Raw genomic sequence first — 13952 nt, 5'->3', positions numbered from 1 at the left:
TAAGCCACTGTTACTTCGTCCGATTTACTTAGGCATTCCCTGCAGGAAGGCAAGCTGCGATGGAAGCAAGCACCATTTCATGCCCAACTCCGCCGCGGACTTCCGCCTGGCCAATGGCCGTCGGCAGTACCAGACGCAGTTCACCGGCCAGTACTTTCTTATCGCGCATCATATGTGGCAAATAAGATTCCGGTGCCATTTCCTGCGGACCACACACCGGCAAGCCAGCGCGTAATAACAGTGCTTTGATACGTTCAATATCTTCGGCGGAGAACTGACCGAGACGGTGCGCGGTTTCTGCCGCCATCACCATGCCGGCAGCGACGGCCTCACCGTGCAACCATACACCATAGCCCATTTCGGCTTCGATAGCATGGCCGTAAGTATGGCCCAAATTCAGCAGCGCACGCAGACCGCTTTCGCGTTCGTCAGCGGCAACGACCTCAGCCTTAAGTTCACAGCAACGGCGGATGCAATAGGCCAAAGCCTGCATGTCCAACGCCACCAGAGCATCAATATTGTTTTCCAGCCAGACAAAGAAATCGCGATCGAGAATAATCCCGTACTTGATCACTTCAGCCAAACCAGAGGAGAGCTCACGCGCCGGCAAGGTTTTCAGGCAATCCAGATCAACCACGACTGAAGCGGGTTGATAGAAGGCACCGATCATGTTTTTACCGAGCGGATGATTGACGGCGGTTTTACCGCCAACGGAAGAGTCCACCTGCGACAGCAGAGTGGTAGGGACCTGAATAAAGCGGACTCCGCGCTGATAACACGCGGCGGCAAAACCGGTTAGATCGCCTACCACGCCGCCGCCAAGGGCAATCAGCGTGGTATCGCGACCGTGCGGTTTTTCCAACAGCGCCGAGAACACCTGCTCGAGCACGGCAAGAGATTTGTACTGTTCGCCATCAGGTAAAATCACCTGATCCACCATGACGCCAGCCTGTTCCAGCACCTTCCGGACGTGGTCCAGATAGAGTGGCGCCAGGGTTTGGTTGGTGACCAGCATAACCTGCTCACCCGCCTTCAGCGGCATAAAAGAAGCCGGATCGTTGAACAATCCGGCGGCTATGGTAATCGGGTAGCTGCGCTCCCCAAGCGTTACGGTAATTCTCTCCATGTCGCGCTCAGTTCTCAGTGTGGTTTATCCCCGCTACTGCGGGGAACACAATCAGTCTTTCCGCATTTGCCGTGGCGAACACGGAAACCGCAATCAGTTGCTTTCCAGCATGTTGATAATCTGGTTGGCAACCACTTTGGCGCTTTGATCGTCGGTGCGGATGGTGACATCTGCAATTTCTTCGTATAACGGATTGCGCTCTTTCGCCAGCGCTTCAAGCACTTCACGCGGAGGAGAATCAACCTGCAGCAGCGGACGCTTTTTGTCGCGCTGGGTTCGGGCCAATTGCTTCTCGATAGTGGTTTCCAGGTACACCACTACGCCACGCGCCGACAGACGGTTACGCGTTTCACGCGATTTAACCGAACCGCCGCCGGTAGCCAGCACGATGCCTTGCTTTTCCGTCAGTTCATTAATGACTTTTTCTTCACGATCGCGGAAACCTTCTTCACCTTCCACGTCGAATACCCAGCCCACGTCAGCTCCGGTACGTCGCTCAATTTCTTGATCGGAGTCGAAAAACTCCATATTGAGTTGCTGAGCTAACTGACGGCCAATAGTGCTTTTGCCGGCACCCATAGGCCCAACCAGAAAGATATTGCGTTTCTCTGCCATGTTTTTCGGTATTACTAAGACAATTCGTTAATGTTAACCCGCCCCGCCAATCAAATCAGCGGCGGGACCTAAACTGAAACCTCATGAACGATAGTGCGAGATCAGACGGAAAATTATCTCAACACTCTTGGTAGTTTGGCAACCGAATAAATCGCAATCCACGCCGCAGGAGGGAAACCATACGTTTTTAACGGCGTCTTGGCGCTAACAAAAAAACCTCGGTGCTCAATTCGGTAACCCTTGTAAGCTAAATCGGTCGCAGCGTCAAACGCAGATGCCCCCAAGGCGATAAAAAAGTGCATCTGCTCATCAACTTTAGGTGATTTCCCACGAACCTGACACATTGCCGCTCAGGCCTTAATCAATGTCGGAGTAATGAATATCACCAGCTCACGCCGTTTATGCTGCTTGCTGCTCTGTTTGAACAAAGATCCCAGCAGTGGCACATCGCCAATACCGGGCACCTTATCTGCCCCCTGGGCGCTATGGCGCTGAAATACGCCACCCAAAACAATGGTTTCGCCATCTTTCACCGTCACCTGGGTTTTGATCTCCTGCTTATCTATCGCCAGCGTCTCGCCTGTCGCGCGGCTGATGGAGCGCCCCGGCATGTTCTGACTGATTTGCAACGTCAGGGTAATACGGCCATTCGGCAAAATTTTTGGCGTCACCTCCATGCCCAGCACCGCCTCTTTAAATTCTATCGATGTCGCCCCGCTGGCACCGCTGTTCACCTCATAGGGAATTTCCGTCCCTTGCTTGATACTGGCGGTCTGCAGATTGGCGGTCAGCAGGCGTGGGCTGGCGATAATTTCCACCCGGTTCTCCTGTTCCAGCGCCATCAGTTCCAGATCGAGCAAACGGCCACCGATTCGTGCCAGATGAAAACCGGCGCTGACGGCGCTACGCTCCAACGGCAACGCCACGTTGAAGCCATCCAATTGCCATGACTTTGCTGGCCGCTCGTCCGGCGCCAGCCCCCAACGCACACCAAGCTCCCGCAAGCTTTCGCTGTTAATAGTGACGATATGCGCCGCTAACTGCACCTGCGCCAATGGCACATCCATCTCCGCGATCCGCTGCGTCAATAACGCCACTATCGGTGCGGTATCGCGGAGCAGCACGGCATTGGTGCGTTTGTCCGCCACCAGGCTGCCCCGCTCACTCAACAAGGTACCGTCCTGAGCATTCAGATTTTCAGCAATCTCCGTCGCATCGGCATGATTCAGCGGCAGGGTCACGCTGTGTAATGGCTGTTTTTGCGCTAAAGCCAGCTGTTGTCGTTGCTTTTCCTGTTCGCTTGGTTCGGGAAACACCATCATCACGTTGCCCTCCAGCGTCATAGTCAGTTTCCCCACGCGTAAAATCACGGCCAGCGCCTGCCGCCAGGGTACCTTATCCAACCGCAGCGTCAGGTTTCCCCCCACGCCTGCGGCGGTGACAACATTAAGCTGCTGATGATCCGCCAGCGCCTGCAATACCACAGCCACAGGCGCATCCTGAAACTCCAGAGAAATGGGGTCAGGCTCCTGTGCTATGCTTGCGAACGCACTCCCCCACAGCAAAGCTGCAAGCCAACGACATCCTTTCATTTTTCTTCCTTATGCTTTCCCAACGCCAACACCACCCTATCCTCGGCAACCGAACAGGCCGGATTACTCTGAACCGCGCTTAACGTCACTTGCCGCTCCAGAATCTGCTCAACCTGCCAACGCCCAGCCAGTAGCATTTGGCTGGGTTTGACTCGCAACCACTTTCCGCCCGGCGTAACTATCCAGGCAAAACGCAGCCTCTCGTGTCCGAGGGTACCTTTTAAGCGCCAATTCACCGGCGACTCTGCCGCAGCAGGACAGTCGGGGGAAGGCAGCGGTCGAAAAGGATCCCGTGGCTGCGCCAGCAGCGCCATCGGTAGCAACAACAGCCAGAATCCAAGGTTTTTATTCATAGGGGGCAACCCGCACAGCCTCAGCCACATCCTGGAAAGTGAAATGCACCGACATCCCCTCCGTCTGCGTTTCAACAGTCATCTGATCGATGCGTAGCCTGGTGGGCAATTTTTCCAGCAGCCTTAATAAGCTACCGTACTCAAGATGCAGCCGTAGGGCTTGCCGCGAGGCACTTTCCTGCTGCTGCCAGCGTTGCAGCCCGGCCCCCACTTGCTGCAATACGTCCAGCACCGCTTCATTAGCCACCGGTGAGGGCTTAATCTGTTGCAGTTGTTGATTGAGAGCCTCCATTGTCGGCATCCGGGCCAATTGTGCCCACAGCGGAGACATTTGTTGCGTTAGGCGTTGCCGCTCCACCTGGGTCTGCCCCAGTTGCTGCCATTTGTCCTGTAGCAGCAGAAGGCCGAACAGCAGGATCGGGCCGCTCAACGCCAGCCACTGCATCAGCAACAGCTTCCACCCCGGCAGGTTCAAGCATCTCGTTAGCCAGCGCGGTAGAGGCTTATTCATCCCGCCCCCACTGTGCCGTCAGGGTAAATGAAAACAAACCATCCTGACGCTGCACCACCTCAGTCAGGCGGCCGTGCTGCAACAACGGCAACGCAACTAGCCGTTGTTCAAACTGAGTCACCGCCTCATAACGGCGGCTCAGGCCCCGCAGACGGATATTTTGTGCATTAGTATCCAATGCGATAAGCCACAACGCTGCGGGCAACAGGGGCGACAGCTGTTGCAGCAATTGAAGGTAACGTCGGTTGTGCACCCCATTTCTGCCCTGTTGCTCCACCTGCGCGGTTAAGCGTGCCAGGCGAGCCATTGCCCGTTGCCGTTGCTGAAAACGTTCCGTCAATTCCGTCTGCTGCCCGACCAGCGTCAAAAGTGCCAGATACTCTTGATCCTGCTGACGGTTTAACACCCCCAAAACCCCCGTCAGCACCGCCGCAGCCAGCGCCAGTTGCAACACCAACAGGCGCAACCAGAAAGTGGCGCGCCGACGCTGAGCTCGAGTGCGCCAGGGCAAAAGATTAACCTGATACATCAGCTAGTTGTCCTCTGTGCGCAGCGCCAAACCCCCGGCTAATACAAATGCCGCCGGTATAAGGGGCTGTGGTGGACGCAGTTGACTAAAAGCGCTAAATGGAGACCAGGACAAACATCCTGGCGGAGGCAGCTCATCCAGCACGCTGCTATAGTAAATTTGCTGCGTAGCAAGTGGCTGGCAGGCGGCATGCATTGCCGCCAGCGCCTGACCCGCCTCTGTGGCCTCCACCATTGGGACAACCCCATAGGCAAAGGACCTAGAAGGTGATGCAACCCATAACCACTCCAGCTCGAGGCGATGCAGCAAACCGGTTTCGGTCGACACGCCTGCCGCTGTCGCCATCGTGCGAAGCGCGCAAGGGGTAATATCCACCGCCTGCGGCTGCAAATTGGCTTGGTGCAAGCAATGCAGCCACTGTTCCAGCTCCTGCTGTCGCGCAGCGGTAAGCAGCAAAGTGGCAGCGTCTGCCGGTGATGGACGGTAATCCAGAGCCAGCGACTGGCTGTCCAGCGGGAACTGTTTTAATCCCTGGTTGGTGATGTATTCACCGCGAGCCGGCTCTTTCAGCCTGGCGTCCGGCAGCGGCATCTGCTGCTGTAAAACCCGCTGCGCGGGCAAAGCAATGCGTAAGGAAATATGTCTTGGTAACTGAATTCGCCATTGTCGCAGCGCCTGAATCAGCAGCTCGGGGTGTTCGAGGCAGCCTTCTCGCAACACCGGTTGCGGTAGCCTTTGTTGCCACCAGTGACGCAGTTGCCAACCGTTGCGGCGGCGCTGTACCGCCAGGGCGCGAATGCAGTGACTTTGTATATCCAGCCCCACCTGCCATGCTTGAGTGAACATATTTCGCCCGACCTCCATATCGTCAGATGATAAAAGAACATATCCATGTTGCAGGCTTGCCTTTATACTACCGCGCGGTTGTTTATAAACTGCCCAAATGACATGAAAATGGGAAATCTCAGGTGAAGTTCGTAAAGTATTTACTAATCCTTGCAGTGTGTTGCATCGTGTTGGGGGCAGCCTCGATCTTTGGCTTGTACAAATATGTCGAGCCGCAGTTGCCTGACGTTGCGACGCTGAAAGATGTGCGGCTGCAAATACCGATGCAGGTTTACAGCGCCGACGGCGAACTGATCGCCCAATATGGTGAGAAACGCCGTATTCCGCTGAAGCTGAACCAAATTCCACCGGTTATGGTGCATGCGTTTATCGCCACCGAAGACAGCCGCTTCTATGAGCATCATGGCGTCGACCCGGTCGGTATCTTCCGTGCCGCCTCTATTGCGCTGGTTTCCGGACATGCGTCCCAGGGGGCGAGTACCATTACCCAGCAGTTGGCGAGGAACTTCTTCTTAAGCCCGGAACGCACCCTGATGCGAAAAATCAAGGAAGCTTTCCTGGCGATTCGCATCGAACAGATGCTGAGCAAAGACGAAATTCTCGAGCTGTACCTGAACAAAATCTATCTGGGGTATCGCGCCTATGGCGTGGGTGCCGCGGCTCAGGTTTATTTCGGTAAAGACGTTAGCCAGCTCACCTTAAGCGAAATGGCGACCATCGCCGGCTTGCCGAAAGCACCGTCTACCTTCAACCCGCTTTACTCCCACGATCGCGCCGTTGCGCGCCGCAACGTGGTGCTGTCGCGCATGATGGATGAGCATTACATCACTCAGGCGCAGTACGATCAGGCCCGTAGCGAAGAACTGGTGGCCAACTACCATGCACCGGAAATCAGCTTCTCCGCCCCGTATCTCTCCGAGATGGTGCGCCAGGAGATGATCAAGCGTTATGGCGACAACGCCTATACCGACGGTTACAAGGTCTACACCACCATCACCAAAAAGCTGCAGCTGGCGGCGCAGGAGTCGGTACGCAACAACGTGCTGGCCTACGATATGCGCCACGGTTACCGCGGCCCGTCCAACGTGCTGTGGAAAGTCGGTGAAGCGGCGTGGGATCAAAAACAGATCGTCGATTCGTTGAAGAATCTACCGAACTACGGCCCGCTGTCTCCGGCGGTGATTGTCTCGGCCAACGCCGAAGAAGCGACGGCGATGATGGCTGACGGCAGCCACATTGCGCTACCGATGGCGACCATGCGTTGGGCGCGTCCTTACAAATCAGATACTCAGCAGGGCCCAACGCCGAAACGCGTCACCGACGTAGTGCAGGCCGGTCAGCAAGTCTGGGTACGTAAGGTGGGCGAAAATTGGTGGCTGTCACAGGTGCCGGACGTCAACTCGGCCCTGGTGTCGATCAATCCGAATGACGGGGCCGTGAAGGCGCTGGTCGGCGGGTTCGACTTCAACCAGAGCAAGTTCAACCGCGTTACCCAGGCGCTGCGTCAGGTCGGTTCCAATATCAAACCTTTCCTGTACACCGCCGCGATGGACAAGGGCCTGACCCTGGCAACCATCCTGAATGACCTGCCGATCACCCGTTGGGATCCGGGCGCCGGTACTGACTGGCGACCGAAGAACTCACCGCCAACCTACGATGGGCCGATTCGCCTGCGTCAGGGGCTGGGGCAGTCTAAAAACGTGGTAATGGTACGTGCGATGCGTGCGATGGGCGTCGACTATGCGGCAGAATACCTGCAGCGTTTCGGCTTCCCGGCGCAGAACATCGTGCACACCGAATCACTGGCGTTAGGCTCCGCGTCGTTCACCCCTATGCAACTGGTGCGCGGCTATGCGGTTCTGGCCAACGGCGGTTACCTGGTGGATCCGTACTTTATCACCAAGATTGAAGACGATAGCGGCAACACGGTGTTCGAAACCAAGCCGAAGATTGTCTGCAGCAGCTGTAACCTGCCGGTGATCTACGGTGATACCCACCGTTCCGCCGTACTTTCTGAAGACAATATTGAAAATGTCGCTACGTCGCAGGAAGGCAAGAATGGCAGCGTGCCTATGCCGCAACTGGAGCAGGTGACTCCGGCTCAGGTGCTCCAGGATGGCGATCAGCAGTATGCGCCACACGTGATCAGCACCCCGCTGGCGTTCCTGATGCATGACGCGCTGAACAGTAACATTTTCGGCGAACCGGGCTGGATGGGCACCGCATGGCGTGCGGGCCGTGACCTGAAGCGTCGTGATATCGGCGGCAAAACCGGTACCACCAACAGCTCGAAAGATGCCTGGTTCTCCGGCTATGGCCCGGATACCGTGACCTCGGTATGGATTGGCTTTGATGACCATCGCCGTGACCTTGGCCGTGCTACGGCTTCAGGCGCGATACCGGATCAGGTTTCCGGCGGCGAAGGCGGTGCGAAGAGTGCACAGCCGGCATGGGACGACTTTATGAAAACCGCGCTGGAAGGCATTCCGGAGCAGAAGGTCACTCCACCACCCGGCATCATCAGCGTCACCATCGACAAGAGCAGCGGCAAGCTTTCTGGCGGCGGCGGCGGCAGTCGCTCCGAGTACTTCATCGAAGGGACTCAGCCAACGGACTACCCATCGCGAGATACCGGCACGACGTTGACGGATCCTGGCGGCGAGAGCCACGAGCTGTTCTAACAAAAAAAGGCCAGAGAAATCTGGCCCTTTTTTATCTAGTGACCCGTCCTGAATAGCGTTGACACATTTTACTCACGCACAGAGGAAAATGTGATGAACCAGTATGTTAAACGCACACAACGCGATTATTCTCTATCCTTTAAATTAGCCGTCGTCGAACAGGTCGAAAAAGGCGAGATGACTTACCGTCAGGCGCAAGACCGCTACGGTATTCAGGGCAGCCACACGGTTATGAACTGGCTGCGTAAATACGGTCAGTTTGACTGGCGGACCTCCCCTGCCACCAGAACGTGCGGAGACAACATGCCTAAACTCCCTCTGACGCCCGAACAGCGCATTAAGGAACTCGAACAGCAATTGGCTGAATCCGAGGTTAAAGCCCAGTTCTTCGAAGCCGTCGTCAAAGTGATGAATACCGAGTTCGGTGCCACGCTGACAAAAAAGCAGTTAGCCGCCTTATCGCGCAAACACAAACGCCGCGACTCACAGTAACGCGCGCTTGCCGATGGATGGGTATCAGCCGACAGGCGTGGTATCAGTCCCTGCAACGCGAAGCAGGCAGAGAGGAGCAGGCCCGGCATCTCATCGAACAGGTGATGGCTATCCGCTTGCACCAGCCCCGGTTAGGGGCGCGTAAGCTGCATCACCTGTTGCGACGACGCCCCGAACCAGCGTTGCATGTGGGGCGAGACCGGCTGTTCAGTATCCTGCGTTGTGCACGGTTACTGGTGATGCCCAAACGGGCGTATCACAAGACGACGCAGAGTCATCATCGTTTTTATCGCCATCCCAACTTGCTGAAGGCGGGGGATAATCAGGTAATAGCCAGCCGTCCGGAACAAGTATGGGTGGCAGATATCACCTACCTGCCGCTGAGAACGGGAACGGCGTATGTCAGCCTGATAACGGATGCCTGGTCGAGAAAAATCGTGGGGTATCACGTGCATGACAGTCTGCATACACGACATGTCGCCTGCGCGTTCAAAATGGCGCTGGCCAGCAGACGCTCGGCGCTGCCGTTGGTGCATCACTCGGACAGGGGTATCCAGTACTGCTCGCAAGAATATCAGGCGTTACATCAGAAGTATGGTGTCACTTGCTCGATGACGGACGGGTATGACTGTTATCAGAATGCGCTGGCGGAACGGGTAAACGGGATACTTAAAACGGAATACCTGCTCGGCAGGCCAGAAGACATCGCGCAGGCAAGAAAGATGGTCAGGGAATCGGTGAACATCTACAACACACGGCGGCCGCACCTGTCGCTAAAATATAAAACGCCCGATGAGGTTCATCGGGCGTTATCCGGCTGAAAAGTGTCAACCTATATCAGGACTAGTCATAGCAATCAAAGATTAACGTGAACCGCGTAAAAATGCCTCGGTCAGGAACAGCGCACTGACATTGCGCGCCTCACGGAAATCCGGTTCGGCCAGCAACGCCATCATATCGGCAATCGGCCAGCGAACCTGCGGCAAGGGCTCCGGCTCATCCCCTTCCAGACTCTGCGGGTAGAGATCGTGCGCCAGCACGATATTCATTTTGCTGGAAAAGTACGAGGGGGCCATCGTCAGTTTGCTGAGGAAATCAAAACGTTTGGCGCCAAACCCCACCTCTTCCATCAGCTCACGGTTGGCCGCCTCCAACACACCCTCACCGGGATCGATCAACCCCTTGGGGAACCCCAGCTCATAAGATTCGGTACCCACCGCATATTCACGGATCAGCAGCAAGTCATCGCCAATCACCGGCACAATCATCACGGCCTCACGGTCCGAGGGCCGCATCCGCTCATACACCCGCCGTACACCGTTACTGAACTCCAAATCGACGGACTCAACGTTAAATAAACGCGAACGTGCGACCGTTTCAACTTTCAGAATTTTAGGTTTTTGCAGGTGTTTATCCATGATTGCCTCAAATGAGTTATCCGGCGGCAGGCCACAACAGCATGCGTGATGACGCAGATAACCAGAATAATGATTGGCGTGACGCGCAGTTCACTTGCGTTCAAACGCTGACCAAATCCGATCTTGATCACATTGTGCGTTAATGAGAACCTTTGCCGCAACGAGCACAAGCAGTAATTTACTTTTTTTTAACAACCGTAGCCAGCTCAGGCCGATTTTCTGTCTTTCTCGGGTAAAAAAGAGTGCATTAAAATAAGATAATGCCGATACCGATAGAAGAGCCCGATTGCTATCATCACACAGGTAAGACATGGCGATAAAACGGGCAGTTATTATCAATAAATGAGATCCCGGCGGAGAATCTTTCCTCCCGTCACTGTTCAGGGTGTCTCTTGGTGATTTGACTGCGTATAATGCGCCACGATTCATCAGGTTGGTGAGGTTCACGGGTCCAAGATGGGGATAGCATGAGCACAATAGTGTTGATATTGGCCTTAGTGCTTGCCTGCCTGATTGCCGCCGGCCTGTATCTCTGGTTTAAAGCCCGCAATCAGCCGCTGCTCACGCGCGCGTTGCCCTTTATCAAACCCACGCACCGTAAACTGACCGGCGAAGAGCGCGCCGCCGTCGAGCATTATCTCGGCCAGCAAAATAAGCTGAGCAACAAACTGTTGCCCGGTAACAGCTCATTGCCTTCCGCCAAGCTGGCGCTGACCCCGCAAAGCGACAACGTCTACCCCATTACCCACGCTATTACCCGCTACGGGCTGGCCAGCGATGAACCCAACAAGTGGCGCTATTATCTGGACGCCGAAGAGGTGCATCTGCCGCCGTTCTGGGAACAGTACATCAGCGCCGATAACCATGTGGAAGTGATCAGAACCCAGACGTTACCGCTGGTTATCTCCCTTAACGGGCATTCGCTGAAAGACCATATTCACGATCGACCGCAACCGCCGGTGGTGAAAGCGCCCCCAATTCAAAATGCCTCCATTCGCAAGGAAGAGAGTGAGCATGTCGAGCTGGTGAATATCCGCAAGGAAACGCCGGAAGAACACGCGCTGACTCGCCCGAACGGCATCAAGGAAGCTGCCGTTATCTCGGCCGCCCTGCTGCTGCTGTTCTTCAGCCTGATAAGCCCGGTGGTGGTTATTCCCTGGATGATCCTGGTCGCCGTGCTGATGATCGCCTGGGGCTGCTGGAACCTGTTCCGTCGGCCGGCAACGCGAGAACTGAAAGAAGTGCACTGCCTGCGAGGCACCCCCAAGCGCTGGGGACTGTTTGGCGAATCCAATCAGGGGCAAATCAGTAATATCTCTCTCGGCATCATCGATCTGATTTATCCGCCGCACTGGCAGCCTTATATCACCCAGGATCTGGGCAAGACCACCGACGTGGATATCTACCTTAACCGCCAGGTGTTGCGCCAGGGACGCTTCCTTTCTCTGCATGATGAGGTGAAAAACTTCCCGTTGCAGCAGTGGGGCAGAAACGCGGTGCTGATGGCCAGTTCGTTTTTGGTGCTGGTGCTGCTGCTGACCTATATTCCGCTAAGCCTGCCGCTTAAGCTGAGCATGGCCTGGCTGCAGGGCGCGCAAAAAATCGAAGTGACCAACGTTCAGGCTCTCGAAGGCGCCACCTTGCGCATCGGCGATACCCTGAAAGCTCAAGGTAACGGTATGTGTTATGTGCCGCCACCGGTCAGCGGTTCGCACACCTCCAACTTTATGCCTTTCGACTGCTCAGGCATTTACTGGAACAACGCAGCCCCCCTGCCGCAGCCGGAATCAGACGTCATCGACAAAGCTTCAGCGTTGCTGGCGACGGTCAATACTCAGTTGCATCCCGACGGTACCGATCAGAAACTCAACCCGCAGCTGGCCAGCGCGATTGAAAAATCCGGCATGATCCTATTGGACGATTTTTCCGATATCGTGCTGAAAACGCAGGATCTGTGCCAGGCGGACAACGACTGCGTTCGGCTGAAAAACGCCCTGGTGAACCTAGGTAACGTCAAAAACTGGGCTACCCTGGTGAAACGCGCCAAGTCGGGCGCTTTGCAGGGGGTCAACGTGTTGCTGCGCCCGGTGAGTGCCGAATCGCTGGAAAGCCTGACCAAGGTTGCCGCATCGTCGTTTGTCTACAGCGAAACCCGGCAGGCCGCCGCCGCGCTCAACAGCCCTCCACCTGGCGGGTTCCTGATCAGCAGCGATGAAGGCAAACAGCTGGTCAATCACCCACAGCCTGCGGTCCCCTTAAACGAGTACAACGCGCTCGATCAATGGAATGAACTGCAACGTCTGGCCAGCATGCTGCTGCATACGCCGTTTGAAGCTCAGGGCGTGATCACCAGTATCAGCGTCGACGCCAACGGTACACGCCATATTGCGCTGCACAGCGAGCCAGATATCATCACCCTGTGGCGCTATCTCGGTACCAGCCTGCTGCTGCTGACGGTTGCCATCGTTCTGGGTTACAACACCTGGCGACTGGTGCAGCGCCGCCACATCAACCAGCACCGAACCGCCGATATCCAGCGCTATTACGAAAGCTGCTTTAACCCGCAACTGTCCCCGATGTCATTGCGGCCAATGCCCTGAGTCGTTCGCAGGCCTGCTTCCTGTCATCCGCTTATGCTACGCTAACGCTATTCCCCTTATCCTGCGGACCCCCGACGGTTCGCCTATGGAGTTTTCATGGTTCCCGAGTTTGACTGGCGTGAAATTGATACCGTGCTGCTGGATATGGACGGCACCCTGCTCGATCTGGAGTTCGACAGCCACTTTTGGCTCAGCCTGGTGCCACAAGCCCTGAGCGAGCAGCGTGCTATTCCCTTCGACGAAGCGCGTAAAATCATTCACCAGGAATATTTGGCGGTGCAGCACACCATGAACTGGTACTGCTTCGACTACTGGAGCGAACGGCTGGATCTTGATATTTACCGCATGACCACGGAGGTTGGCAGCCGAGCCCGCCTGCGTGAGGATACCGAGCCCTTTTTGCAGGCATTGCGAGCCGCAGGTCACCGGACTATCCTGTTGACCAACGCCCATCCGCACAGCCTGGCGGTAAAAATTGAGCATACCGGTTTGGATCGCCACCTTGATTTATTACTTTCTACCCACACATTTGGTTATCCGAAAGAAGATCAGCGTTTGTGGCAGGCCGTGCAGCAACACACCGGATTTGATCCGCAACGCACCCTGTTCGTCGACGACGGTGAACCTATTCTGGATGCTGCCCGCACCTTCGGTATTCGCTATTGCCTGGGCGTGCAGAATCCGGACTCCAGCATGGCGGAGAAAACCTTTCGACACTACCCGGCAATGCGCGACTACCGCCTGTTGATACCGGCGTTAGCCAGGGGGGAGCAATGAAAGATAAGGAAACACGAGACGACGCGGTCCGGCTGGATAAATGGCTTTGGGCGGCTCGTTTCTACAAAACCCGCGCGTTGGCGCGGGACATGATCGACGGCGGCAAGGTGCACTATAACGGACAGCGCGGTAAGCCGAGCAAGAATGTCGAGCTCAATGCCGAGATCAAGCTGCGTCAGGGTAACGATGAGCGCACGGTGATCGTTCTGGCTCTGGCCAGCCAACGGCGCGGCGCCGACGAGGCGCAGCAAATGTATCAGGAAACCGAAGCCAGCATCGCCAATCGAGAGAAAGTGGCGCTCGCACGCAAGATGAATGCGCTGACCATGCCGCATCCGGACCGCCGTCCGGACAAGAAAGAGCGGCGCGACCTGATTAAATTTAAATTTGGTGAGCAGGAATAACCCCTCGC

At 55.9% G+C, this 13952-nt stretch carries 13 protein-coding genes and 1 pseudogene; 5 read left to right on the top strand and 9 right to left on the bottom strand.

What is annotated here, in order from left to right; genetic code table 11:
- Nucleotides 1–28: 28 nt before the first annotated feature.
- From aroB to pilM, 8 genes are all read right to left on the bottom strand, one after another.
- Nucleotides 29–1126, bottom strand: a complete 1098-nt coding sequence (gene aroB, locus ACMGG1_RS00705) for a 3-dehydroquinate synthase (RefSeq protein ID WP_020837329.1) — start codon at nucleotides 1124–1126, stop codon at nucleotides 29–31.
- A 93-nt stretch (nucleotides 1127–1219) separates the two neighbouring features.
- On the bottom strand, nucleotides 1220–1741 hold the full coding sequence (gene aroK / locus ACMGG1_RS00700; protein ID WP_004391482.1) for a shikimate kinase AroK: 522 nt from the start codon (nucleotides 1739–1741) through the stop codon (nucleotides 1220–1222).
- 113 nt (nucleotides 1742–1854) lie between these two features.
- Nucleotides 1855–2085: a hypothetical protein gene (locus tag ACMGG1_RS00695; RefSeq protein ID WP_020837331.1), complete on the bottom strand. Its 231-nt coding sequence runs from the start codon at nucleotides 2083–2085 to the stop codon at nucleotides 1855–1857.
- 6 nt (nucleotides 2086–2091) lie between these two features.
- A complete protein-coding gene (gene hofQ / locus ACMGG1_RS00690; protein ID WP_217331893.1) occupies nucleotides 2092–3333 on the bottom strand; it encodes a DNA uptake porin HofQ in 1242 nt (413 codons plus the stop codon).
- Complete coding sequence (locus tag ACMGG1_RS00685; protein WP_217331892.1) at nucleotides 3330–3686, bottom strand: HofP DNA utilization family protein; 357 nt, start codon at nucleotides 3684–3686, stop codon at nucleotides 3330–3332. Before ACMGG1_RS00685 ends, hofQ begins: the two co-directional genes overlap by 4 nt.
- A complete protein-coding gene (locus tag ACMGG1_RS00680; protein WP_414161100.1) occupies nucleotides 3679–4197 on the bottom strand; it encodes a hypothetical protein in 519 nt (172 codons plus the stop codon). Before ACMGG1_RS00680 ends, ACMGG1_RS00685 begins: the two co-directional genes overlap by 8 nt.
- Complete coding sequence (locus tag ACMGG1_RS00675; RefSeq protein ID WP_259219710.1) at nucleotides 4190–4726, bottom strand: PilN domain-containing protein; 537 nt, start codon at nucleotides 4724–4726, stop codon at nucleotides 4190–4192. The genes ACMGG1_RS00680 and ACMGG1_RS00675 overlap by 8 nt, the downstream gene beginning before the upstream one ends.
- A gap of 3 nt (nucleotides 4727–4729) precedes the next feature.
- Nucleotides 4730–5572, bottom strand: coding sequence for a type IV pilus biogenesis protein PilM (pilM, locus tag ACMGG1_RS00670; protein ID WP_259219708.1), 843 nt, complete (start codon nucleotides 5570–5572; stop codon nucleotides 4730–4732).
- A 122-nt stretch (nucleotides 5573–5694) separates the two neighbouring features.
- Here pilM and mrcA point away from each other — a divergent pair, with 122 nt between their 5' ends.
- Together mrcA and ACMGG1_RS00660 are read left to right on the top strand one after the other, a co-directional pair.
- A complete protein-coding gene (gene mrcA / locus ACMGG1_RS00665) occupies nucleotides 5695–8253 on the top strand; it encodes a peptidoglycan glycosyltransferase/peptidoglycan DD-transpeptidase MrcA (protein ID WP_041415065.1) in 2559 nt (852 codons plus the stop codon).
- Nucleotides 8254–8346: 93 nt separating this feature from the next.
- Nucleotides 8347–9592: pseudogene (locus ACMGG1_RS00660) on the top strand (IS3 family transposase).
- Between the two features lie 16 nt (nucleotides 9593–9608).
- Here ACMGG1_RS00660 and nudE read toward each other — a convergent pair.
- Nucleotides 9609–10163 carry an ADP compounds hydrolase NudE gene (gene nudE, locus ACMGG1_RS00655; RefSeq protein WP_006319109.1) on the bottom strand — a complete coding sequence of 185 codons (555 nt, stop codon included), beginning with the start codon at nucleotides 10161–10163 and terminating at the stop codon, nucleotides 9609–9611.
- A 467-nt stretch (nucleotides 10164–10630) separates the two neighbouring features.
- Between nudE and ACMGG1_RS00650 the strand changes: the two genes are divergently transcribed.
- The 3 genes from ACMGG1_RS00650 to hslR all read left to right on the top strand — a co-directional run bounded on the left by ACMGG1_RS00650 (nucleotide 10631) and on the right by hslR (nucleotide 13944).
- On the top strand, nucleotides 10631–12763 hold the full coding sequence (locus tag ACMGG1_RS00650) for an intracellular growth attenuator family protein (RefSeq protein WP_414161099.1): 2133 nt from the start codon (nucleotides 10631–10633) through the stop codon (nucleotides 12761–12763).
- Between the two features lie 96 nt (nucleotides 12764–12859).
- Nucleotides 12860–13540 carry a GMP/IMP nucleotidase gene (gene yrfG / locus ACMGG1_RS00645; protein WP_414161098.1) on the top strand — a complete coding sequence of 227 codons (681 nt, stop codon included), beginning with the start codon at nucleotides 12860–12862 and terminating at the stop codon, nucleotides 13538–13540.
- A complete protein-coding gene (gene hslR, locus ACMGG1_RS00640; RefSeq protein WP_020837348.1) occupies nucleotides 13537–13944 on the top strand; it encodes a ribosome-associated heat shock protein Hsp15 in 408 nt (135 codons plus the stop codon). The genes yrfG and hslR overlap by 4 nt, the downstream gene beginning before the upstream one ends.
- Nucleotides 13945–13952: the final 8 nt, after the last annotated feature.

Origin of the sequence: Serratia sp. BNK-12, assembly GCF_047456085.1 — a bacterium.
GTDB lineage: Bacteria > Pseudomonadota > Gammaproteobacteria > Enterobacterales > Enterobacteriaceae > Serratia > Serratia liquefaciens.
The sequence above is the reverse complement of the archived record's forward strand: the minus strand, read 5'-3'. Positions and strand labels throughout refer to the sequence as shown.

Coding starts and splice junctions, on each gene's coding strand:
- pilM (WP_259219708.1), bottom strand. CDS start 5,572: ATGTTCACTCAAGCATGGCAGGTGGGGCTGGATATACAAAGTCACTGC.
- aroK (WP_004391482.1), bottom strand. CDS start 1,741: ATGGCAGAGAAACGCAATATCTTTCTGGTTGGGCCTATGGGTGCCGGC.
- ACMGG1_RS00695 (WP_020837331.1), bottom strand. CDS start 2,085: ATGTGTCAGGTTCGTGGGAAATCACCTAAAGTTGATGAGCAGATGCAC.
- ACMGG1_RS00680 (WP_414161100.1), bottom strand. CDS start 4,197: ATGAATAAGCCTCTACCGCGCTGGCTAACGAGATGCTTGAACCTGCCG.
- ACMGG1_RS00685 (WP_217331892.1), bottom strand. CDS start 3,686: ATGAATAAAAACCTTGGATTCTGGCTGTTGTTGCTACCGATGGCGCTG.
- yrfG (WP_414161098.1), top strand. CDS start 12,860: ATGGTTCCCGAGTTTGACTGGCGTGAAATTGATACCGTGCTGCTGGAT.
- hslR (WP_020837348.1), top strand. CDS start 13,537: ATGAAAGATAAGGAAACACGAGACGACGCGGTCCGGCTGGATAAATGG.
- nudE (WP_006319109.1), bottom strand. CDS start 10,163: ATGGATAAACACCTGCAAAAACCTAAAATTCTGAAAGTTGAAACGGTC.
- aroB (WP_020837329.1), bottom strand. CDS start 1,126: ATGGAGAGAATTACCGTAACGCTTGGGGAGCGCAGCTACCCGATTACC.
- ACMGG1_RS00675 (WP_259219710.1), bottom strand. CDS start 4,726: ATGTATCAGGTTAATCTTTTGCCCTGGCGCACTCGAGCTCAGCGTCGG.
- ACMGG1_RS00650 (WP_414161099.1), top strand. CDS start 10,631: ATGAGCACAATAGTGTTGATATTGGCCTTAGTGCTTGCCTGCCTGATT.
- hofQ (WP_217331893.1), bottom strand. CDS start 3,333: ATGAAAGGATGTCGTTGGCTTGCAGCTTTGCTGTGGGGGAGTGCGTTC.